22 protein-coding genes and 1 riboswitch are annotated in these 22,807 nt (G+C 44.8%); of the genes, 11 read left to right on the forward strand and 11 right to left on the reverse strand.

The window, feature by feature from the left end:
* Positions 1-57: 57 nt before the first annotated feature.
* From folM to folX, 3 genes are read right to left on the reverse strand one after another with little or no spacing between them, the layout of a single operon-like run.
* Positions 58-768: a dihydromonapterin reductase gene (gene folM / locus ACVBJC_RS12285; RefSeq protein WP_447161052.1), complete on the reverse strand. Its 711-nt coding sequence runs from the start codon at positions 766-768 to the stop codon at positions 58-60.
* 13 nt (positions 769-781) lie between these two features.
* Positions 782-1,420, reverse strand: a complete 639-nt coding sequence (gene folE / locus ACVBJC_RS12290; protein ID WP_447161053.1) for a GTP cyclohydrolase I FolE — start codon at positions 1,418-1,420, stop codon at positions 782-784.
* A 34-nt stretch (positions 1,421-1,454) separates the two neighbouring features.
* Complete coding sequence (gene folX, locus ACVBJC_RS12295) at positions 1,455-1,820, reverse strand: dihydroneopterin triphosphate 2'-epimerase (protein ID WP_447161054.1); 366 nt, start codon at positions 1,818-1,820, stop codon at positions 1,455-1,457.
* 144 nt (positions 1,821-1,964) lie between these two features.
* On the opposite strand from folX, the gene ACVBJC_RS12300 reads away from it, so the two are divergent.
* The 7 genes from ACVBJC_RS12300 to ACVBJC_RS12330 all read left to right on the forward strand — a co-directional run bounded on the left by ACVBJC_RS12300 (position 1,965) and on the right by ACVBJC_RS12330 (position 6,157).
* Entirely contained in the window at positions 1,965-2,411 is a 447-nt protein-coding gene (locus ACVBJC_RS12300) for a DUF3429 domain-containing protein (protein ID WP_447161055.1), read from the forward strand.
* A 1-nt stretch (position 2,412) separates the two neighbouring features.
* Positions 2,413-2,799 carry a thiol-disulfide oxidoreductase DCC family protein gene (locus ACVBJC_RS12305; RefSeq protein WP_447161056.1) on the forward strand — a complete coding sequence of 129 codons (387 nt, stop codon included), beginning with the start codon at positions 2,413-2,415 and terminating at the stop codon, positions 2,797-2,799.
* A 102-nt stretch (positions 2,800-2,901) separates the two neighbouring features.
* Positions 2,902-3,186, forward strand: a complete 285-nt coding sequence (locus ACVBJC_RS12310; RefSeq protein ID WP_447161057.1) for a BufA1 family periplasmic bufferin-type metallophore — start codon at positions 2,902-2,904, stop codon at positions 3,184-3,186.
* Positions 3,186-4,070: a DUF692 domain-containing protein gene (locus tag ACVBJC_RS12315; protein WP_447161058.1), complete on the forward strand. Its 885-nt coding sequence runs from the start codon at positions 3,186-3,188 to the stop codon at positions 4,068-4,070. The genes ACVBJC_RS12310 and ACVBJC_RS12315 overlap by 1 nt, the downstream gene beginning before the upstream one ends.
* Entirely contained in the window at positions 4,061-4,882 is an 822-nt protein-coding gene (locus tag ACVBJC_RS12320; RefSeq protein ID WP_447161059.1) for an HvfC/BufC family peptide modification chaperone, read from the forward strand. The genes ACVBJC_RS12315 and ACVBJC_RS12320 overlap by 10 nt, the downstream gene beginning before the upstream one ends.
* 13 nt (positions 4,883-4,895) lie before the next feature.
* Positions 4,896-5,375: an RNA polymerase sigma factor gene (locus ACVBJC_RS12325; protein ID WP_447161060.1), complete on the forward strand. Its 480-nt coding sequence runs from the start codon at positions 4,896-4,898 to the stop codon at positions 5,373-5,375.
* Positions 5,376-5,377: 2 nt separating this feature from the next.
* The gene (locus tag ACVBJC_RS12330; RefSeq protein WP_447161061.1) at positions 5,378-6,157 is read left to right on the forward strand and encodes a hypothetical protein; all 780 of its coding nucleotides are present in this window, start codon (positions 5,378-5,380) and stop codon (positions 6,155-6,157) included.
* A gap of 65 nt (positions 6,158-6,222) precedes the next feature.
* Here the strand turns inward: ACVBJC_RS12330 and ACVBJC_RS12335 are convergent, their stop codons facing one another.
* The 3 genes from ACVBJC_RS12335 to moeA all read right to left on the reverse strand — a co-directional run bounded on the left by ACVBJC_RS12335 (position 6,223) and on the right by moeA (position 9,491).
* Complete coding sequence (locus tag ACVBJC_RS12335) at positions 6,223-7,056, reverse strand: DUF333 domain-containing protein (RefSeq protein WP_447161062.1); 834 nt, start codon at positions 7,054-7,056, stop codon at positions 6,223-6,225.
* 382 nt (positions 7,057-7,438) lie between these two features.
* Complete coding sequence (moeB, locus tag ACVBJC_RS12340) at positions 7,439-8,209, reverse strand: molybdopterin-synthase adenylyltransferase MoeB (RefSeq protein ID WP_447161063.1); 771 nt, start codon at positions 8,207-8,209, stop codon at positions 7,439-7,441.
* 37 nt (positions 8,210-8,246) lie between these two features.
* Complete coding sequence (moeA, locus tag ACVBJC_RS12345; RefSeq protein WP_447161064.1) at positions 8,247-9,491, reverse strand: molybdopterin molybdotransferase MoeA; 1,245 nt, start codon at positions 9,489-9,491, stop codon at positions 8,247-8,249.
* Positions 9,492-9,841: 350 nt separating this feature from the next.
* On the opposite strand from moeA, the gene ftnA reads away from it, so the two are divergent.
* Complete coding sequence (ftnA, locus tag ACVBJC_RS12350) at positions 9,842-10,369, forward strand: non-heme ferritin (protein ID WP_447161065.1); 528 nt, start codon at positions 9,842-9,844, stop codon at positions 10,367-10,369.
* A gap of 162 nt (positions 10,370-10,531) precedes the next feature.
* Here ftnA and ACVBJC_RS12355 read toward each other — a convergent pair whose 3' ends face one another.
* Entirely contained in the window at positions 10,532-13,762 is a 3,231-nt protein-coding gene (locus tag ACVBJC_RS12355; RefSeq protein WP_447161066.1) for an EAL domain-containing protein, read from the reverse strand.
* A gap of 293 nt (positions 13,763-14,055) precedes the next feature.
* The gene (ribB, locus tag ACVBJC_RS12360; RefSeq protein WP_447161067.1) at positions 14,056-14,694 is read right to left on the reverse strand and encodes a 3,4-dihydroxy-2-butanone-4-phosphate synthase; all 639 of its coding nucleotides are present in this window, start codon (positions 14,692-14,694) and stop codon (positions 14,056-14,058) included.
* Between the two features lie 163 nt (positions 14,695-14,857).
* A riboswitch (FMN riboswitch) is annotated at positions 14,858-15,124 on the reverse strand.
* A gap of 174 nt (positions 15,125-15,298) precedes the next feature.
* Here ribB and ACVBJC_RS12365 point away from each other — a divergent pair.
* Together ACVBJC_RS12365 and ACVBJC_RS12370 are read left to right on the forward strand one after the other, a co-directional pair.
* Entirely contained in the window at positions 15,299-17,485 is a 2,187-nt protein-coding gene (locus ACVBJC_RS12365; protein WP_447161068.1) for a S9 family peptidase, read from the forward strand.
* The gene (locus tag ACVBJC_RS12370; protein WP_447161069.1) at positions 17,485-17,814 is read left to right on the forward strand and encodes a GIY-YIG nuclease family protein; all 330 of its coding nucleotides are present in this window, start codon (positions 17,485-17,487) and stop codon (positions 17,812-17,814) included. The genes ACVBJC_RS12365 and ACVBJC_RS12370 overlap by 1 nt, the downstream gene beginning before the upstream one ends.
* An 84-nt stretch (positions 17,815-17,898) precedes the next feature.
* Here ACVBJC_RS12370 and lepB read toward each other — a convergent pair whose 3' ends face one another.
* Both lepB and ACVBJC_RS12380 read right to left on the reverse strand, forming a co-directional pair.
* Positions 17,899-18,558 carry a signal peptidase I gene (lepB, locus tag ACVBJC_RS12375; protein ID WP_447161070.1) on the reverse strand — a complete coding sequence of 220 codons (660 nt, stop codon included), beginning with the start codon at positions 18,556-18,558 and terminating at the stop codon, positions 17,899-17,901.
* A gap of 159 nt (positions 18,559-18,717) precedes the next feature.
* Entirely contained in the window at positions 18,718-19,473 is a 756-nt protein-coding gene (locus ACVBJC_RS12380; RefSeq protein ID WP_447161071.1) for a hypothetical protein, read from the reverse strand.
* Positions 19,474-19,820: 347 nt separating this feature from the next.
* On the opposite strand from ACVBJC_RS12380, the gene ACVBJC_RS12385 reads away from it, so the two are divergent.
* On the forward strand, positions 19,821-20,624 hold the full coding sequence (locus ACVBJC_RS12385) for a class I SAM-dependent methyltransferase (protein WP_447161072.1): 804 nt from the start codon (positions 19,821-19,823) through the stop codon (positions 20,622-20,624).
* A gap of 107 nt (positions 20,625-20,731) precedes the next feature.
* Here the strand turns inward: ACVBJC_RS12385 and ACVBJC_RS12390 are convergent, their stop codons facing one another.
* Positions 20,732-22,588, reverse strand: a complete 1,857-nt coding sequence (locus ACVBJC_RS12390) for a M14 family metallopeptidase (protein WP_447161073.1) — start codon at positions 22,586-22,588, stop codon at positions 20,732-20,734.
* Positions 22,589-22,807 lie beyond the last annotated feature (219 nt).

The raw sequence follows: 22,807 nt of genomic DNA on the forward strand, positions 1-22,807 counted from the left end.
AAAGGCACGCTCGCGCGTGCCTTTGTTATTTTTAAACGCTCATTTAGTGTGATCCGATTAGACCAAATGACGGCCACCATCGATTTTGATTGCTTGTCCTGTGATGTATTGACTATCTAGCAGATACTTTACTGCTTTGAGCGCCTCAGCTTCTCCGCCTTCTTGTTTAATGAGCGCCTTGTTCAAAGCCTTCTGCTTGTAGTTATCATCGTCATCAGGGTTAAACATCAGCATGGCGGGTGCAATACTGTTGACTTTAATTTGGGGGGCAAACTTAGCGGCAAAAGAGAGGGTTAGATTATGCAACGCGGCTTTGCTTGCAGCGTATGCTGCATGTTTGCTACTGCCCTTGTCGACAACATAATCGGTGATATGAATAATGTCGCCAACGGGGTGTTCATTTTTTTGCAGCAAAGGCGCGAGGGCGATATTGATTGCGTATGGCGTGGTGGCGTGGATCCGCATCATCTTTTCTATCCTTACCATTGCGCTAGCCGCATCAGTGTCCGGTAGCCAGTCCGACGCATTATGGATAATAGCCCGTAGGCTTGAGTAAGAGTGCGTAATGTCCTTAAGTAGCCTCTCTGTTTGTGCTGTATCGTAAAAATCACATTGATGAAGCTGCACGCCTAGCGTTTCAAGTTGCTGTAGCGTTGCTCGTGGCGTGCGATATGTACCGATAACCTGGTAACCGTCTTCGGCTAAATGCTTTGCTAGATAGAAACCAACGCGCTTGCCGACGCCGGTGATCAAAATGGTTGCGCTCATTTGACTGCCTATTTTATCTAAGAAATTCAATTCTGGTGGCTGGGTTCGATTTAAAGCAGCCGCCGAGTGCCGTTGTTTGTGTCTGTGATTGAGTATCCATTACACCTCGCGACTTTACACAGTAGTGGGTGGCATTAATGCTAACAGCAACGTCTGCTGTTCCAAGTAGAGTCTGTAGGGCAACTAACATTTGTTTGGTTAGGCGCTCTTGTACTTGGGGTCGTTGAGCAAAGAAGCGTACTAATCGATTGATTTTAGATAAACCAATGATGGTCTCTTTTGGAATGTAGGCCACCTTGGCGAGACCATCAATGGTAATAAAGTGGTGTTCGCAAGTGCTGACAACACTAATGTCACTGATCTTGACCATTTCATCGACGCCCATTTTGTTCTCTATTTGGGCTATCTTAGGAAAATTCGCATAATCTAAACCGGCAAAAACCTCGTTGACGTACATCTTGGCAATGCGGTGTGGGGTCTCGCAAAGGCTGTCATCGCTAAGGTCTAGCCCTAGGGTCGATATCACTTCAGTCATCAAGCCTTTAATTCGATCATACTTTTGCTGGGTATTCATATCTGATGGTAAAAGTGGTGTTTCTAGGCCTTTAGCAATAAGGGCATTTTTCACCTGTTCTGCTTGTGATAAGTCCATCGTTGACTCCTTTATGGCATTAACAGCCAAAATGTTACTCTCGGTGATATTCAAGTGTTAGAGATACTGAGTCTGCAAATCGCAAAGCATGGGGCTTATCGACTGTGACACGCGCAAATTGCACCCAGGAGTGATCACAACTGATCTCAAGCACATCGGACACCAGCTTTTCTAGCAACAAAAATCGTCCTTGCTCTACATGTTGGATGATGGCCTTAGTGATTTTTTTGTAGTTGAGCGCAGCTTCTACATCATCTTCCAAAATCGCATGCTGAGCCGGGTATTGGATTTCAATGTTGATCACCACATCTTGCATTTTCTCTCGCTCTTCTTGGTTGAAGCCGATGAAGGTTCGCAGACGTAAATTAGTGATTTTTATGGTGGCAATACTGACAGTCATTAGTCGTCCTTTTCATTTAACTATAGAGCTGATTACGTAAGATTCAGTAATTTAGATCATCTGTTTACATAGGAGTCAAACCAGAAGATCTAAAATGGCGTTTCTTTCGTACAGGTTTGTAGTGATGTAATAGAGAGAGTTGCAATGAAAAGTAATCAACAGGTTTGGCTAGGATTAGGTTATGCGGGACTACTGCCTTTTATTATCGCGACGGTGATGACTTGGGCTGACTGGTCATTGCCTTGGTTTGAACCTCAGTTTGCTTTTATCAGCTACAGTGCAACTATCCTTAGTTTTCTAGCGGGTACACTGTGGGGGCGGGTCTTATCTCTGTATTCCGTTGATAATCTAGGTAACCTGCTTATCCTCAGTAATCTTTATGCTCTTTTAGCCTGGTTTTCTCTATTACTTTCTATGCCCATTGTTGGCTTGATTGCATTGGCTTTCGGTTATTTCAGCTTGTTAAGTATTGAAAAAAACTGCGACAACCTACCTGTGAATAACAGTTATCAAAGAATGCGCACTAGGCTGACCTACGTGGCATTGTTAACTCATTTATTGATGCTAATAAAGCTATTGATTGGAGGTTAAAATGAAACTTAGGATATTTTACGACTCATTGTGTCCATTGTGTGATGCCGAAATGCAGCAGATAAAAGCGTTAGATAAACACAATAATATTGAGCTGCAAGATCTCAATCAGCACAACTTTGAAATTAACTTCCCCAATATTGATGCTGCATTGGCTAATCGAATCTTACATGCTGAGCTTGCAGACGGCACTTTAATCAAAGGCTTAGATGTGACTTATCAGGCTTGGGCTGCCGTTGGAAAGGGGCGTTGGGTTGCTTTGCTCAGAACTCCTCTAATAAAGCCAGTCGCTGATTTGGGCTATCTTTTTTTTGCAAAACACAGATATCGAATTTCATATTTGTTAACAGGCAAGCAGCGCTGCGAAAGCGGTACTTGCTCCCGCTAGTTTTCTTATCGACTAGAATTAATTTTGACATTGATGCAATCAATAACGATTTAGATTCGTTATAGCTAATGAACATCTTATCAATCAAAAGGACATTCTGATATGAAATCGACAAAAACGGCCGTAGGGGCAACAGTTGCAGGTATTCTCGCTGCGAGCATCTCAATGGGGGCTCAAGCTGTACCGGAACAGCCCAAAGAGTGGGAAAAGTGTGCCGGGGTGGCCAAAGCCGGGGCAAATGATTGTGGTGCCCTAGATGGTAGCCACGGTTGTGCGGGACAAGCTAAAGAAGACAATATGTCTACCGAATGGATTTATGTCCCCGCAGGGACTTGCGACAAGATAACTGGCGGTGAAGTCAAAGCCGTTAAACCGGCTAAAAGCTAGTGCTTACCTCAAGCATAGCGGGCGCAGGCATAGGCCTGCGCATCCCTCATGTACAACCATTACTCGCAGACGAAACCATAGATATCCGCTGGTTGGAGGTGCTAGTTGATAACTGGCTAGTAGAGGGGGGATTAAATCAACATCTTCTCAATGCCGTGAGTGATCGCTTTGAGTTGGTTTTCCACAGCGTAGGCCTATCTTTAGGTGGCCCCAGTCCACTTGATTTCGATTACCTTCAACAGATAAAAACCTTAAAGCAGCAATGTGGCGCCCATTGGTATTCTGAACATGCCAGTTTCTCTGGTAATGATGACTTCAAAGTGGCTGATCTACTGCCATTGCCTTATACCCAAGAGGCGGTGATGCATATCAGTCAGCGTATTAAGCAGACTCAAGATTTTTTGGGTGAAAGGATTTTACTCGAAAACGTGTCTACCTATATGAGCTGTCGTCATAATGAGCTGAGTGAGGGGGAGTTTATTGCGGCCATAGCGGAAGAGGCAGATTGTTACCTGTTACTCGATATTAATAACGCTTTTGTGACTAGCGTGAATCTCAATCAGTCGTTGCGCTCATTTATGGACGTTATTCCGGTCGAAAGGGTCAAGCAGATCCATCTTGCAGGTTTTCATGATAAGGGTGATTACTTGCTTGATGCCCATAATCACCCTGTCGCTCCGAGTGTGTGGGCGGCATTTACCGCATACATTCAGCAACACGGGCCTATCCCCAGCATGATTGAATGGGATAGCGAATTGCCGACGTTAGCGCGATTACTGCAAGAGCAGCAAATAGCCGCTGAAATTTTACGATTAGCGCCAACAGAGCGCGTTAACGATGAGATGGCTATGGGTAAACATGTGGTAGGTGAACGATGCGCTTAGCAGATTGGCAGTCGGCTTTTATTCATGCCCTTGAGCCACAGGGGAATGCAAATAAGCTTACTCAGCTTGTTAATGAGCGAGAGCTAAATAGGGTTGATATCTATCGTAATAACGCATTTCAGGCATTAAATAGTGCCCTACAACTGGTTTTTCCGGTTTGCAAATTGGTCGTTGGTGAAGCTTGTTTTACGCAGTTGGTAAAAGGTTATTGCCAGCAATATCCTCTCGCGGACTGCAATTTGAATCGATACGGTCAACACTTTTCATATTGGTTAGCGATAGAAACCTGTCAGCATGCAGCCTTTAAAGATTTAGAATATTTACCAGAATTAGCTCAGTTAGAATGGTTGTTAAATCAAAGCTATTACAGCATGGACTTGCACGAATTTATGCAGTCGACAAATTGTCGTTTAGAGGCGTTAGCGGAGCTTAGTGAATCAGCGCAGCAGCAGGTTACATTATTACTGAGGCCGGATGTGGCGCTATTGACGTGTCAGTATCAGGTGCAGCTGGTGTGGGCTAGGCATAATACCCAGCAAGGCATACAAGAATACACAGGTTCAGGCCCTCATTACCTGGTGATATATCGAGACAGATTTAAGGTGCAATTGAGTGTAGTCAGTAAAGCTGAAATGTTTTTACTGCAAGCGATAGCATCTGGGCAAACCTTGGCGCAAATTACCAATTCTGAGCTCGATCTCAGTCTCTTGTCTGGGTTGATTGAACGTCAATGGGTCTGCGGTTTTAGCTTGCCCGTAACTGACTTACTCGCAATAGGTTTGGCTACCAAACACTTGCCTACCAAGCAATGACTGGCTGACTAGAATGGACAGAGAGCTACTGCAAAGCTTATATCGATATTGTTTTTGTTTGACTGCCAACTCCTCTCAAGCTGAAGATCTACTGCAAACCGCAATCGAGCGCTGGCTAAAATGCAGTGCCAAGCCTGTTTCTTTGCGAGCCTATCTAAGAGCAATTATTCGTAACCAATTTATTGATGATTGTCGTAGGCTTAAATTGGTGGACTTTGAACCCCTAGATGATAATGCTCCAGCCCTGCTCGACGAAACCTGTTTGGAAGAGATTGAAATACAACATGATCTTATCGAATATCTGTTTGAACAACTTAATTCAGCAGAAAGAGAAGTGCTCTATCTGTGGGCGCTCGAAGGCTATAGCGCGGCAGAAATTGCAGAGGACTTAGGCCAACCCCGAGGCACGATTTTGTCGCGTTTACATCGTATTAAATTGAAATCTGCCGACATAGTGCTCGGTGAACCCGTTCTGACTACAGGGGGGCAATAAAGATGAATAATAAAACCGATGCCGCCGAGATGAACTTTAAAGCTCAGGTAAAGCGCCATATTGACAAGCAAATGCTCAGTGAGCTTGGGCTTAATAAAATTGAAGCGCTGCTCGATAGCGTTGACCAAACTGTCGAAGAGGAATGTGCAACACGGGATCAACAAGCGGATTTGAATACTGCACAGGGATCTGGCTGTGATGGCACGCATCGTTATAGCTGTAATAGTAACTCAGAGAGTGATAACTCGCGTGATGGCCGCAGCCGTAATCGATTTAAACTCATGCTTGGTATGGTTGCGAGTTTATTACTGCTAGTGCTGGGTGTGCAGTTGTATCCGCATATGAGCTGGCAAGATAACACCGCTCGGCCGAATTCGTTTGCTGTAACGAATAGCATGAGTTGGAAGATTGCCGATGAAGTGGCTAAAAACCATATCAAAATGAAGCCGTTGGAGGTGCAAACTAAGCAGCTTTCTACCTTAAGGCAATATTTCACCGAACTTGATTTTGCTATCGTAAATTCGAGTCGAATTGGAGCTAATGGGCAGATGTTAGGCGGTCGCTATTGTTCAGTTCAAGGCCTTACCGCGGCTCAAATACGGTTCAGCGATCAAGGACAAGCTATCACTCTATATGAAGTGCAGTACGATAGGGCGCTATACGGTGAATTGCCCAATATAGAAGCGGGTGACCTGCCTATTGAGCTAGTAGCGAGGGGGGTGGCAGTCTCTATTTGGGTAGAAAAAGGACTATTGATGGCGAGTGCTCGCTTGGCTCACTAAATCTGTCATAAGAGATGACGAATAAAGTGAGCCTTAAGTTATTGGGTTTATAGATTTAGCCAGTACTAGTCGATGGTTTTATGGTCTCGATGATAAAGAGCCCATTGTTCGACTTTTTCGCCACTTGGCAAAGTGCAGAACCCTGTCGCTAAATCCACTTTCCCCTCGAGTGATAAACAGTATTCTGCCGCAGGATTAGGGGCGTCTAAGATCCCTGCTTCACTTTTAGATTGTTTTTGGTGCTTGCTGAACAATGACCATTGTTCAATTTTTTCACCGTTAGGTAGAGAACAGACCCCTGACATTGGGTCAACCTCCCCATTTAGTGATAAACAGTATTCTGTTGCAGGGTTGGGGATGTATGTCGTTTCAACAGCTTGTTCATGATTTTGACGATACAGTTGCCACTGTTCAATTTGTTTACCGCTGGGTAAGGTGCACATGCCGGTGGCTATGTTGAGCTTACCTTGTTGCGATATACAAAACTCTGATGCAGGGTTGGGGGCACTGCTAGAGTCTGCCGCTTGTTCGTTGTCGCGACGAAATAAGGTCCACTGCTCGACTTCTTCACCGTTAGCTAACGTGCAGATGCTAGTTGCTAAATCTACTTTGCCACCTTGTGCTATACAGTTTTCGCTAGCCGGGTTGGCTAGCTGCGGTTTAGTTAGGCTTTGCTTGGTTGAATCACGATAAAGGGTCCATTCTTCCACGCGCTTGCCATCGGGTAGATTACAGTAGCCAACTTGTCCGTTGTCGTTATTTTCTATGACGATATAGCCACCGAGTGAAATACAAAACATAGATGCTGGATTGGCGAGTGTAGTTGCATCTTTTTGGCTAAGTTCTGGCTCCAGTTCTTTTGGATTACAAGCACTTAATAGCATAGCTGTTGTAATCATTAAACTCATTATTAGGGGCTTTTTCATATCTAATCATTCTCCACAGAGTTGATTTAGCTGGGGTTGATACTAATCGATATAAAGAAGAGGGTTAACTCAGAGCTATTTCTTGATGCTTAATTCAAGCCGAATGAGTAAAGGTGTATTGATCCCTTATGAACTCATTGAGCGCAGAAGTTGGCAGCAAAAATACTCCTTTATCACTTCTGATATAGCGTTAGTGAGCTTACATGTAGAATTACTATACTCTTCATTTGCTAAGCGTAAAGGAAGATTTCACTGATAAGAGTAGTAAAGGTTTACTGAAAAGACTGTGAATATAAGCAGATAAAAGAATAATGAAGCAGCTTTTTAAGCTGCTTCTAGTGACCTGTAGAAAGAACTAGCCGCAGACTTTACAGTTGCTTTGTTTTGGCAGTTTCATTTCTCGAAACTCCATCGTCATCGCATCGATCATCAAAATGCGGCCTGCTAAGGTCTGGCCCATATTGGCAATGACCTTGATCGCTTCGACCGCCTGCAAGCAACCGATCATACCGACCACTGGCGCCAAAATCCCTGATTCAACGCAACTAAGCTGCTGCTCACCAAAAAGTTGGCTAAAGCAGTGGTAGCAAGGGGTATTGGCTTGATAGTCAAATACAGTAACCATGCCTTCCATGCGAATTGCGGCTGCAGATATGAGTGGTTTTTTATGCTTAAAGCAGCTTTGGTTAAGCTGCTCACGCACGGCGACATTGTCGGTACAATCCATCACTATTGAGTGCTGCTCAACTAATGCATCAATCTCATGATCATCTAGCACAGCATTGATAGTGTCTATCTGAATATGTGGATTAAGCGCCGTTAAACTTTGCTTGGCTGAGTCCACTTTAGCTTGGCCGACATTGGCGTCTTGATGCAATACCTGTCTTTGTAGATTCGATATCTCGACGGTATCAAAGTCCACTAAGGTCATTGAGCCTATACCTGCCACTGCTAGATATTGGCTCGCTGCGCAGCCTAAGCCGCCGGCACCAATAATCAATATGTTAGCCTGCTTGAGCTTTTCTTGACCTTCAAAGTCCATCGACTTAATCGATATTTGGCGGCTATAACGCAATATTTCAGCGTCAGACAGTATTTCGTCTGTTGCTGCATGTTCTGTGGACATCTATCTGATCTCTTAAGCTAGTTTTGTTGTGCTTGGGTTAGCAAAGCACGCTATTAAACGGTTCTACCGTGACGTGAGAACCGTCACTTAGGCCATCACAATCTTGCGCTAAAATAATAAAGCAGTTTGCCAGTGTCATTGATGTCAGCATACCTGAGCCTTGGCCACCCGTGACAGCGACTTCAGCATCGCCTTGTGCGTTATAGCTTAAAATTGCGCGCTGATACTCCACTCGGCCGGGGGCTTTACGGATCTCACCCTTTAGTGTGGCAGTTAAAGTGACGGGCTTAGTCTGAGGTAATCCTTGCATCTTATTGAGCAATGGCCAAACGAGTTTGTAAAAGGTCACCATTGAAGAGACGGGGTTGCCAGGTAAACCACAGAAAACGGCATCACCCAAATGACCAAATGCAAAGGGTTTACCGGGCTTGATAGCGAGCTTCCAGAAGGTGATTTGGCCTTCTTCGTCTAATATTTGCTTGGTGTAGTCGGCATCACCCACTGACACGCCGCCAGAAGTCAGCACCATATCTGCAGATTCAGAAGCCGTTTTAAAGGCTTGGCGAATCGCTTCTTTGTCATCTTCGATAACACCCAGATCGATCCACTCGATATTACCGCGGCTCAGTAAGCCTTGAATACTATAACGGTTAGAGTCATAGATTTGGCCAGGGCCCAATTCGCTACCTACAGGGCGAAGTTCATCACCGGTTGAGAAAAAGGCGACTTTAACAATGCGCTTAACACGCAGCTGGCTTGCCCCTATGGTGGCTAATACACCCATCTCTGCTGCGCCAATTAAGGTGCCTGCAGTCAGTACTTTAGTACCGCTTGTGAGCTCTTCTCCACGGTAACGTACGTTGGCTCCCTTTTCTTTAGGGGCTGCGATGGTAATTTGTTCGCCGTCAGCTTTGACCTTTTCTTGCATCTGCACCGTATCGTAACCACTTGGCACTGGTGCGCCCGTCATGATACGAATACAACCGCCTTGAATGCACTCGCCTGTAAAGGGGTGACCCGCGAAAGATTGGCCAATTAATTTAAGTGGCTTATCGGCACTTAGATCGGCAAAGTTAAAGGCATAACCATCCATTGCTGAATTATCGAAAGGGGGCAGATCGATATGCGAGGCAAGATCTTCAGCCAGTACTCGGCCTAATGATTGTGGCAATGTCACGACTTCAGAGTCTGTGATGGGTTTTACTTGTTCTAGTAATTTAACGATAGCCTGATCGGGATGCATTAGGCTAGGTTGCGAGCATGGATCTGCATGAGTCTGCATCTATCTATCCTTGAGACGTGAATCGGAACGTTAAGTAAAAACGAATATAGTGCATTATGCCACGGTGAATGTAGATGGCTATGATCTGCGCGGCAGTTTTTAAACACAATCAAAATAGAAGCATAATTAATCGTGATAATTATGATTCTATTGCTTTGAGTTGAAATACAGGCCTTAAGCCTGATTTAACTCGGTTTTTTGTTAAATACAATGGTTAACAAGGTAGCCGAGAAGCCTGTAAATGAAAACTATTATTATTTAATTAACAGTCACTTAAGTAAATTTTATTGCAATTAGTTGCTAGCTTGATAACAATGACGTTTATAAATCGAAAGCCCTAAGGAATTGCAATGTTAGCCCAGAAGATGATTGACCAGTTAAATGACCAGATCAATATGGAGTTCTTCTCCTCTAACCTTTACCTGCAAATGAGTGCATGGTGTGAAGACAAAGGCTTTGAAGGGGCGGCTAAGTTTATGCGTGCTCATGCAGACGAAGAGATGGGTCATATGCATCGCTTGTTCACTTACGTCAGTGAAACTGGCGGTATGCCATTACTAGGCACTATCGAAGCACCACAGGCTGATTTTCCATCTCTACTGGCTTTGTTTGAATACACCTATGAACATGAGCAATTGATCACTAAGCAGATCAACCAATTGGCTCATGCAGCTTTTACTAACCAAGACTATTCTACTTTTAACTTCTTGCAGTGGTATGTGTCAGAGCAGCACGAAGAAGAGAAACTATTCAAGTCTATCGTCGATAAAATTCGTCTAGTGGGTGAAGATGGCAAGGCGCTATTCTTTGTCGATAAAGATTTGGCACAGATGGCTGTTGAAGAGTCTGCAAGTGTAATGACGAGCGCTGCAGTATAAATCGCCAGTTTAAAAGAATATAAAAGAGCAGCTTAGCTGCTCTTTTTTGTATGCGTAACAATATTTAAGACTTCAGTGTTGAATCGCTTACATAAAGTAGCAAGCATTCCAGCATCCATCCTTCTTGACCGAGTTAGCCAGCTAAAAAGCGCCCTGAGTGGATCACTTGCTGATACTGATTGGAGCCTGTTCGGTATTGAGATTCAGATACTGGAAAGGCCTAGCCTGCTGCAAAAAAACAACCAAGTCGGCTTTCGTCAGCGGTTTAGACATCAAGTATCCTTGAGCGTAGTCACAGCCTAAATCGCGTAAAAAATTCCACTGCTCGACAGTTTCAATTCCTTCTGCCACCAGTGGCATTTCCAAACTTTGTGCCATCATCACTATCGCGGTAATCAACTTTGCATCAGATTGATTGCTCAACACGTTATCAATGAAGCTTTTATCTATTTTAATGACAGAAATAGGGCATTGTGTCAGATAACTAAGAGCGGAATAGCCTGTGCCAAAATCATCGAGGTAGATATCGACACCAAGCTGCCTTATTGATTCTAAGATCTGCAAGCAACGGGGTTTATCCTCAATTAGCATGCTCTCAGTGATCTCAATATGGACGTTCTTAGCTGAGATCGCATGTTCTGCTAGCCCCTGCTTGAGCAGGTCATACAAACTCAACTCTTTTGAGTTGATGCATTGACGAGCAGACACGTTAATTGCCATGTTGATTGGTAAACCTTGGGCGTGCAGCTGGGCAAGATCCGAGAGCGCCTGATGTATGATCCATTCTCCCAGAGGTTCGATCAATCCTGTCTCTTCGGCAATCGGAATAAACGTGCTGGGAGATATGATGCCGTAATCTGGATCTCGCCAGCGGATCAAGGCTTCTACGCTGGTTGTTTTGCCGCTATACATGTCAATAACGGGTTGGTACTCCATGTAGAACTCGTTAAGTTTTACCGCTTTACGTAACCTTTGCTCTAAATGCATACGTGCTAACATTTCGACATTCATCTCAGGAGAAAAATATTGAAAATGCGCACGGCCATCGCGCTTGGCTTGATACATAGCCGTTTCTGAATTACGTAGTAGCATCTCTATATCTTGGCCATCTTCTGGGAAAAAGGCGATGCCAAAACTGGATGAGATATTGGTTTCTTTGCCATCTAATATAAAGGGCTTAGATAACACATCACTGAGTTTTTGTGCTTGTATTTCAGTACTGTTGGATATGTTTGATTGCGGCGAGATAATGACAAATTCATCGCCACCGATACGGGCAATGGAGTCGTTAGGCCCTAATACTGACTCAAGGCGTGTTGCTGATTGCTTAAGGATCTTATTGCCTGCGGCGTGCCCATGGAGCTCATTGATAAACTTAAAGCGGTCAAGATCGATAAAGAAGAGGGCGACCTGATTGTTTTCCTGCTGAGCACTATCAATCGCTTGTTGTAGGCGTAACGAGAATAGATGCCGATTCGGCAACTTAGTCAAAGAATCGTAATTCGTTTTATACCAAAGGTCCTGCTCATACTGTTTGTTGTTACTGATATCTAAAAATAGGCCAATGTGTTGAATGGTTTCATTCTGGCTATTCTTTACCGCTGTGATCTTAAGGTATTCAGGATAGATTTGACCATCTTTACGTTTGTTCCAGATCTCACCTTCCCAGCTATTTTTATCCGCTAAGGAGTGCCACAAGCCTGAGTAAAAATGGTTATTGTGGTGCGCTGAGCTTAATACGCTTGGGTTTTTGCCTTTTACATCGTCAAGGGTATAACCGGTGATCTTAGTAAATGCAGGGTTAACCAGTTCAATGCGGTTTTTGGCATCGGTTACCATGATGGCTTCTGCTGAATGCCTGAATACGGCAGAGGCTTGGTGCAGTGCACGTTTTGATTTCATTCGCTCGGAGACCATCTGGTTTACCGCGACTGAAATTTGGGCTAGCTCATCACTTCCCTTTACGGTTAAATCAAGCTCTAGGCTAGGGTCTTTTGCGAGCTGCTCGACATCATTTACTATGCCGCTGACTGAGTCGATAAGGTTATTGGCGATACTTCTACTCAGTAAATAAACGAGATAGAAGAAGAGTAGACCTGCAAAAAAGCTAATATAGAGCAAAGAGAGGATCTGCTGTTTCTCTATTTCGTTTTGGCGCGCAATTTTTTCGGTGAGCTGGGTATTAATTTGGTGCAGGCTATCAATGCCAGCAGTGGTAGCAGTCCACCAATCTTCACTGCTAATCAGTGGAGCTTGGTGTTGTAGCAAGTACAAGCTGTCGTGTAAGGCAATATCTTGAGTAAGCAGCTCAAGTGTTGTAGTGGTTGGGTGTTGAGTTGACTCGGTCTGGCTAACATATTCTTGATATCGCTGTGCCGTTAGCTCCAATGATTGGATCAGCTCTTGTTGCTTTGGCGTCAGGTTATTATTATTTATGATCTGCTCAAACGTGGCTTTTAGGGCAAGGTGATTTTGTTTGAAGCTGGAAAGATAAGCAGGATCTAACGTCGTGAGGTAGCCATTAAAGTTATAGTTAAGGCCATCATACCCGACAAGATCACTAATAAAGCCTGCTTGTTCTACCAAGTCTATCTGTTGTTGTAGCTGCTTGCGATAATTGGAGATGAGCTGCTGTTCTTGACTGTTGATTAGCTCATTAAACTTAATGCGATTATCTGGCGTCATGGTTGAGAAAGCATTGGTAATGGCGTTATCGAGTTGATTTCTTACCTGGGCTATCGCTTTAAATGCTGCAGGGTCGATATATGGCGCAGAAAGGAGTTTATTGATTAGGCCGCGCTCTTGGCCTGAGAGCTCTTGGATCTTGAGCATACTAATCAAATCAGACTGCACCAGTACTTGATAAGAGTTGTCACTCTTAAAGCGTAACTGAGAGATGATGTTGATGAGCTTTTGAGTGAGTTTTGAATAGAAATCGAAGGATTCGGGAGTTTTCAATTCGCTAATGTTTTGTCGAGCCGTGCTTAATTGTTGCAGCTCTATACTGGCTTTACTGATCTGCTCTTTAAGTGCATCAAACAGCACACTATCGTTTTTGACGGTATTGATGGTTTCTGTAAGAGCCGAGTTGAAAATGAATGTTTGAAACGCCCTGTCAGTAATGAGCCATTGTTGCTGTAATTCATCCTCAAACAAGTGCCCATTGCTACTAAGATACCCGGCTGAGAGTCCCCGTTCTTTTTGTAGCTCATAGATAACGTTCTCTATGCCTAAGGTCACTTTGGTGGTGAGAACATTGGCTGAAGCGTGCTGATACTGCTTGATGAGTGTTGTTGCACTCACAATCGCGAGCAATACCAAGATAAACATTGGTAAAGAGGCTGATAGAAATAGCTTCTGTTTTAAGCTCAATCGACTTAATACGGGTAGCATTCGGCGCAGATCCTCCGCAGGACAACATGTCGGCTCTGGTGGCCGTGACGGAAAGTGAGAATAAAAAAGAGCGTTAGATAATAACCATAGAAATAAAAGGGTGTCTCAGTTAATTCAACAAAGTCTAATCTAGGTCACGAATTTAGTTGGTTAGCAGAAATATTTCACTAATCAATTAGTTTGATTATGTATTTAATATACATAATGTTGCTGGATGACGATTAACTCTTACAAAGACAGCCACTTAATAGGTGACTGTCTGGATTAATGTGCGGTATTAATGCGGTAGGGTATTACTGAGTATTTCGGTAGGCCACAATATCTTCGATAGTCAGTACCGGCATATTGTGCTGCTGACCAAACTCAATGATTTCAGGCAGGCGAGCCATAGTGCCATCAACAAGTGTGACTTCACAAAGCACGCCAAACGGCTTAAGGCCTGCAAGTTTCATCAGATCGACAGTGCCTTCGGTATGACCGCGGCGCTCTAATACTCCACCTGGGCGAGCACGTAGAGGGTAAACATGACCTGGGCGTGCTAAGTCATCAGGCTTAGCGTTATCGGCAATCGCAGCTTTGATAGTGGTAACACGGTCTGCGGCTGACACACCTGTGGTTACACCTTCTTTAGCCTCGATACTCACGGTAAACGCGGTGCCATATTGGCTATTGTTATCGCTTACCATTGGAGGGAGTTGTAACTGCTCGATACGTTCATCGGTCAGGCAGAGGCAAACTATACCGCTACATTCGCGAATAAGCAGTGCCATCTGTTCATTAGTGAGTGTTTCTGCCGAGTAAATAAGATCGCCTTCGTTTTCACGATCTTCATCATCAACAACTAACACACCTTTGCCTTGGCGTAGTGCGTTAAGTGCTGCATTTACACGTTCGATTGCATTGCCATAAGGGGCAAGTAAAGACTGATTCATGGATAACATCCTTAAAATACGACATTGGGTTGGCCAGAATCAGGGCGTACAGAAAATGGCACATAGCCTAAGCCAAAATATCGACATTAGTTGATGTGCATAATAAGAGCTGCGCGAAGTGCGCCACAAAGCCTGTAAGGCTTAACGGATCACGCGCTTATTCTTATATTCTCTTTCATCCGGACTCAGTGTACTGAATATCGTTAATCAGTACTCATTACCGTCGGCTCTGGAGTAGGTGCAACCTCATCGATGACAGGCGTCATAGGTAAAGTCTGTTTACCAGATCTGCTGACCCTAGTTAATCTTTACGCTATTTTTATTGATATTAAATAGCCTAAACTAGGCGCTCGCGGGCTTTTATATGGTGATTACTATCACGATATAACTTACCGCCGGTGGGGAGTTTCACCCCGCCCTGAGAATTATTCTTGGCTAATGATTAATGAATTGATTAACAAATTAGCCAAGTGGCGTTATGTTGCCCCTATTTATGTAAAATGACAAGCTGGGCCGCAAAAATGGCGAAATAGCGCAAAAAACTAGCGGACTTCCAGCAAAAGACACAAATAATACCGATTGAGAATGCACAAGGATGCGTTAGATGAAATTGATTTCAGCTCTCACACTTAGCGCTATATTGCTATTTGGATGTAATAATATGACCTCAAAAAAACCTGTAGAAGCTCCTAAAGCTGACAAAGTACCCCACACAATGACGCTACATGGTGTCACTCGTGTCGATGATTATTACTGGATGCGAGACGATGAGCGTAAAGATGCCAAGGTTATCGCGCATCTCAATGCTGAAAACAGCTATACCAAAGAGCAGTTCAAACCCTTTGACGGACTTAAGCAGCGTTTGTTTGATGAGCTGGTGGGGCGACTCGATAAGGATGAGTCGAGTGTGCCGTACTTCTGGCATAACCATTGGTATTACCGCTATTACAAGCAAGGGTTTGAATACCCGGTTATTGCGCGTAAAACAGCGTTAGACAGCCAGCAAGAGCAAATCTTATTAGATGTGAATCTTCGCGCCGAGAGCAAAGACTTTTATGGCTTGGGCGGTGTATCGGTGAGCCCAGATGAAACTAAGCTGGTATTTGCTGAAGACCTATTAAGCCGTCGTATCTACAGCTTGTACTTTAAAGATCTCACCACTGGCGAATTGATGGCCGATAAGCTTGAGGGCACCGATGGCGCCGTGGTGTGGGCAAACGACAATCAGCATCTGTTCTATATTGCCAAAGACCCACAAACGCTACTTGGCTATCAGGTGTTCCGTCATAAACTCGGTACCAGTCAGGCTGATGATGTCTTAGTGTATGAAGAGCAAGATGATACCTTCTACATCAGCTTAGGTAAGTCTCTCGATGAGTCAGTGATTGTGTTACATGCCGAAAGTACCGTTACCAGTGAAATGAGCATGTTAGATGCCAGTCAGCCACTCACACAATTTGCGCCAGTATTGCCGCGAGAAGAGGGTCATGAGTATTCGGTATCTAAGTTAGGCGACAGCTATTACATTCTGACGAACTGGCAGGCAAGCAACTTCCGCTTGATGAAGGTGGCTATTAGCCAGGCTGCCGACAAGAGCGCTTGGCAAGATGTAATCGCTCATGATCTCAACTCCCGTATTGAAGATGTGCTTCTGCTTGAAGATTACATGGTGGTGCAAACACGCGAGCGAGGCATTAGCCATATTCGCGTGTATCCGTTTAATGGCCAAGCCGAATTTGAATTAGCCTTTAACGATCCCGCTTATGTTGTGGGCTTCGATGTTAATGCCAGTCAGCAGAGTGACAAGCTGCGAATATACTATTCAAGCCCGACCACGCCTGAATCTGTGTATGAGTATGCGTTAACTCAGCCAAATGAGCGCCAACTGCTTAAGCAAGAAAAAGTGCTGGGTGAGTTTGATGCCGATGACTATCAGGCAGAGCGTTTATTTATCGAGGCTCGTGACGGTAAAGAGGTGCCAGTAACCTTAGTGTATCGCAAAGATAAGTTTAATAAAGATGGTACTAATCCACTGTATCAGTATGGCTACGGATCCTATGGTTATACCGTAGAGCCAGATTTTAGCTCATCAGCGCTAAGCTTGCTCGATCGTGGTGTGGTTTATGCTATCGCCCATGTACGAGGTTCAGAAATGCTTGGCAGAGCTTGGTATGACGACGGCAGAATGCTCAATAAGCAAAACAGCTTTAATGATTTTGTCGATGTGACTAAGGCACTGACCGAGCAAGGTTACGGCGCAAAAGATAAAGTGGTTGCTGCTGGTGGCAGTGCGGGTGGCCTACTTATGGGTGGCGTTATCAATCAGGCACCGGAACGTTACTTTGCCGTGGCTGCTCATGTGCCGTTTGTCGATGTGGTGACCACCATGCTTGATGAGTCGATTCCGCTCACCACCAATGAATATGATGAGTGGGGTAACCCGAATGAGAAAGTCTATTTTGACTATATGCTCAGCTATGCCCCTTACGACAATATTAGCGCCCAAGCCTACCCACATCTGCTAGTGACGACGGGATTACACGATTCACAAGTACAGTACTTTGAGCCAGCAAAGTGGGTAGCCAAGCTGCGTGAGGTGAAGACAGACGCTAATATGTTGCTGTTTGATACCGATATGGAAGCAGGGCACGGTGGCAAGAGTGGCCGTTATCGCCAATATGAGGATACGGCTAAAGAGTATGCCTTCTTTATCGGTTTGCTAGGGCTGGATGATAAGGCTGAGCAAGACGACCAGCACAAACAAACCGTTACCACTAGTGTTAGCCGTTAATGGCAGCAACAGAGCAGATCACAGAGCAGATCACAGAGCCTGAAAACGGCTCTGAGCCTAAAAATAGTCAACCGCAGCAGTGGTACTTGTATATGGTGCGCTGTGCCAATGGGCACCTGTACACGGGCGTGACCACCGATGTGGAACGCCGCTTTGCCGAGCATCAAAGTGGTAGTGCTAAATCGGCTAAGTTTTTGCGCGGAAAAGGGCCGCTGACTCTAGCTTACTTTGAAACTGTGGGCAGTCACTCCGATGCGCTTAAGCGTGAGATAGTGTTAAAAAAGTGGCCAAGAGCCAAGAAGCTCGCTTTGATAGCCACGCAAGAGTGAGCATTTATGGCGTAACCATTCACTGAGGTTACGCCATTCAGATGATTTACTTAGCAAGGTTAAGTTGAGTTAAGTGAAGCGAGTTTAATCGGTATAAAGGCTCGTAAAAAATCGTTCTTCACGTGGCATATAGCGGTCTTCATAATCCAGTGAAAATGCGACGCGAGTCGCCTTACCTTTAAGTTCATTTCTAGGTACAAATCCATAAACCCGAGAGTCGGCGCTATTACGGCGGTTATCACCCATAACTAAGTAGTGCTTGTCAGGTACGGTCAGGGTATTGAAGTGGCTTAGGCTATCGCTGGCATCCTTTTCAATCCGGATGCTATGGGATAAGCCGTTGAGGTCTTCTTTGGCAATTAACTCTTGATGGTTTTCAGATACCACTGAATAAGCTAATGCTTCGTCATTAATCAACAGCACTTCGTTGCGCAAACTAACCGCGTCACCGGGTAGGCCGATAACGCGTTTGATTAAGCGTTTATTGGCAGCGGTTGATTCAAACACAACGATGTCACCACGCTCTGGCTCGCCTATTGTGGCTAATGAGATTTGAGTAAAGGGCAAGCGTAAATCATAGGCCATTTTATCCACCACAATACGGTCGCCTTCTTTGATGGTGGGCTGCATCGATCCTGTGGGCACTGAGTACCAGTCTGCGACAGCACTTCTAACAACAGACATTAACACAATGAAAATCACTAACTGACGGTTATTTTTCCAAAGCTGTTTTAGTTTGTTCATCAATCAATTCCTTTGATTATGTCATGTAGGTGGGCAGGGCACTGGGATCTGCTAAACAGTAAGGCTAAATCTGTCTAGCAGATCGCAGTGCCTGCGCCGGGAAGGTATTGCCTCTATCGAAGTGCTTAATACGTAGAGGTAACTTTATATGGATAGGTATTAGTGCATGCTGACAGCGCCGTTGATGTTATCAACGCTAAGATCGCCAGAGCCTGATTCGATAATGCTTAAACCTAGGGTATTGTCGACATCGATATCACCCGAACCGTCATCAATCACTACGCGGCCGTTAACGTTGTGTACGCTTAAGTCACCTGAACCATCATCGATATGGGTATCGCCGCCAAGATCAGATAACGTTATAGAACCCGAGCCGTCTTCTAAGGTGAGCTTGCCAGTAGTGTTACTGATTTCAACAGAGCCAGAACCATCCTGAATATCGAGATCCTTACCGCCTTGAATCCATACATCGCCAGAGCCGTCATCGAGTTGAATATTTGCCGACATGCCTTTAATCTCGATATCACCAGAACCATCATCAATGTCTAACATCATGCTGCTAGGAACTTGAATCGTAAGGTCGATATAGGGGGAGCGCTGAAAGTTAATGCTGCTGTCGAAGTTTGCAATCAGAGTGACCTTAGTGCCATTTTGTTCGAGACTGAGGTTACTTTCGATATCGCCATAGCTGTAGATATCTGCGCTAACCATAATTTGTGTTAGGCCATCGACCCCTTGGATGTTGAGATCGCCAGCGCCAGTTTCAGCGATCAAGGTATCAATCTGCGTGGCATCAATTTGAAGTTGTTTCTTTTGGTGGTTTAGTGGCCCCGCGCTAGCGCCGTTAACATTGATGATGCAACCAGAAAGAGAAATAGCAATAACGGTGGCAAGCAGAGTCGAGGTTGATTTCATGGGATTAACTTCCTTTTATTATTCAGATCTTAAGATCTAAGTTCAGCTTTTACTAAGCTGCTGGTAATGTTGTCTAGCAGTGAATAAGCAGAAAACGTGCCAGTACAGTATCTAATTGTTTTGGTTATGTTATCTTTATGTTGTTTGGTTTTGGGTGGTGAATTTACTTATACACTTAGAGTAAAAAGCTAATTATTAGTGAATTGACTCAAACGCTTGGTTAACAATAGTGAAGAACCTAGAACCTAGAACCTAGAACCTAGAACCTAGAACCTAGAACCTAGAACCTAGAACCTAGCACTCGTTAATACTCGAGCTAGATTTTAAAATCATGTATGGAAACAGAAATGGATTATTTATCAGTTAACCAGCAAGGTTGGGATAGGCGTGTACAGACCCACGTTACTTCAGCGTTTTATGATGTCGCAGGTTTTCTTGCGGGTAAGAGTTCACTGCAAGAGATAGAGCTGGCTAACTTAGAGGTTAAAGGTAAAAATCTACTGCATCTGCAATGTCACTTTGGCCTCGATACCTTGTCGTGGGCACGTATGGGCGCCAATGTTACCGGTGTCGATCTATCGCCCGCCGCGATTACTCAGGCGCAGTCACTTGCTGAGCAGACTAAGCTAAATGCGCAGTTTATTTGTAGTGATGTGTATAGCGTGACAGAAAGCATAAGCCAACAGTTTGATCTGGTTTTTACATCATATGGTGCAATTGTTTGGTTACCGGATCTCGATAAGTGGGCGCAAATAATAGCGAGCAAGTTGGTGGCTGGTGGCCAGTTTTATATGGTGGAGTTCCACCCAGCGCAGGCAGTGTTTGAGGGCTATAGCTATTTTCATCAAGATGCGCCCGATATAGAAGATGAAGTGACCTATACCGAGAACGCTAATGACGATACCCATACCTTTATGAGTTGGTCGCACTCGTTGTCTGATGTGATTAACGCGCTGATCAAAGCAGGGCTAGAAATTAACTCGTTAGATGAATTCCCCTTTAGCCCCTATAACTGTTTCGAGGGCTTAACTGAAGAATTGGTCGAAGTGGAACTGCCGCAAGGTTCTGAGCAGCGACAGCGCTATTTTGTTGAGCAAAAAGGGCAGCGTTTGCCGTTAACCTATGCGATATCTGCGACTAAAAAGCGCTAAAAATGGCGGGAAATACCTTATCGGTAAAGGTGTTGGGCACGCTTTTTGAAGTAAAAACAGCGCCAAGAGGCGCTGTTTTCGTATGTTTGAATACTAGAGCGGCAGAATTAGTGGCCTCTTAGCACTGGGTACTTAAGGTATTGATTATCAAAGTATGGGCTTCGCTCATAGAACCAGCGTAACCTTGCCTTGGGGTTTGCGGCAAACTCAGGGTCGTTAAGTGACTTATCAAACTCAGCCAGCAGAGCGGGATCATCCTTTAGCATCTGCGCGGCGAGTGGTTCTACGGCATAGTTTTCAATATATTCGGTACGAGTAAATATCGGATTGAAAAATCCCCACTGGAACAGGGAGTCGGGCGATTGTGGCTCAAGTAGCAATATGGCGAGATCGCCTAAAGGCTGCTTTGTATCGATGCGAACGGTACCAGCAGGTAGCTGGGCGTCTATAGCCTGGCTAGAGACTGTCGCCTTTACACGTTGGCGCCCCTCATAATCATTATTGGCAAAGCTTGGCTCGGCAAATTGATATTGTTGTAGCGTGAGTTCTGTTGGTTTGCTTAGTGTCGTCATGCGAATACCGTGAACACTTAAACGCTCGATAACCTCTTGCCACTGTGGTGGAATGTAATAGGCATCAGGACGGTTAACCTTGATATCAGCTTTCGTGCCGCCAATGACAGGCAGGTTGGCATATAGTTTAGGCTCACCGTTCCAGCGCACGATATCGTTACCACTAATAGCGCTTTGCTCTAGCGTGTAGCCAATACCTTTAAAGTCCCAGCCCTGTGCTTGCTGCTCTTGTTGCCAAGTTAAGGTGACTCTAGGTGAATAGCGATATTTGTCCTGCTTAATTGCAGATTTCAGCTTGGTGCTATCGTTGGCAATGGCTTTAAGGCTGGATTCGAGCATCACATAGGTGCCGAGTACCCGTTGTTTAAACGGTTTTAAGCTGTGATTTTCTATTAAAATAGTCGGCAGATGACGCGCATCACCATAACCGTTAGAAAAGCGTGGGCTAGCGTTCCACAATGACATGCCTTTGGTGATGTCTGCATTATCTATCGCAAATACTAATGGTCCAGGCACATGTCCTTGCTCGGTCAATGATGACTCTATGGCGGGGCGGTAGCTGTTTTCTAGCCAGTTGTAGATCGCAGGGCTCTGTCCTTGGGCTAGGTTGTAGCCAAAAGTGACATCGTATTGATAGTCGATGCCGTCGGTAACATGCACGTCGATATACAAGTCTGGCTGCCAAATATTGATCGCCCGTAGCATATGCTGCATCTCTGGGGTGTCGGCTTTGGCGTAATCTCGATTTAGATTTAAGTTTTGCGCTGTAGTGCGCCAGCCCATATTAACCGGACCTCTTTGATTCACCCGGTTGTATTCGCTTGAGCGTTCGTGACCATCGACACTGAAAATAGGCACAAAGAGTAAGTTGGCCTTATCGAGTAGCTCAGCTTTACCGTTAAACACGATATCGCGTAGCAACATCATGCCTGCATCTTTACCGTCAATTTCGCCAGAGTGGATCCCTGCCTGCACCAGTAAAGTAGGCTTGTTGTTGCTTGATAAGCTTGCTGCATCATCGAAACCCTCTTTTGAGGCGACAATCATCCAGATCTCACGCCCCTGCGGACTCTGTCCAATGCTGACTTTTTTCAGCATATCGCTTTGGCTAATGAGTTTGTCTAACCAGGCAAAGGTTTCGTCATAGCTGGGGCTGGTTTTAAGGCCATTCTGTTCAAAGGGTGTCGCCCAATCAGCATCTGCCGCCACGAGTAAAGACTCGCTATCGCCATGCCAAGGCATGATGGGTGGCAATATGGCATCGTTGATATAGGTGGTGGCTAATTGAGGAGATGCAGCATGGTCGTGGCTGCTGGTTTGGTTAGCCGCTAAGCTGTAGCTACTCGTACTGACTGCCAATAAGGCGATGGCCGATAAGGGGGTTAAGCGCATGGTCGGGTACCCAATCTTAAGATCTGTTTTGAATTATTATTAGGCGGTTATATTTCCTTAAACGAGTGATAAGTGCAACAGCGCAACTGTTTCTAAATATGAGTTTCAATTGCTTTCAACTTTCGAATGGGTGCAGATATAGATAGGCCTTAGGTTTGAGTGAGGAGCCTAAGGCCTATATATTTATGCGTCGCAGCTAATTCAAACCATCCGTGATTC

The sequence above is a fragment of the Shewanella sp. 0m-6 genome, from assembly GCF_052977325.1.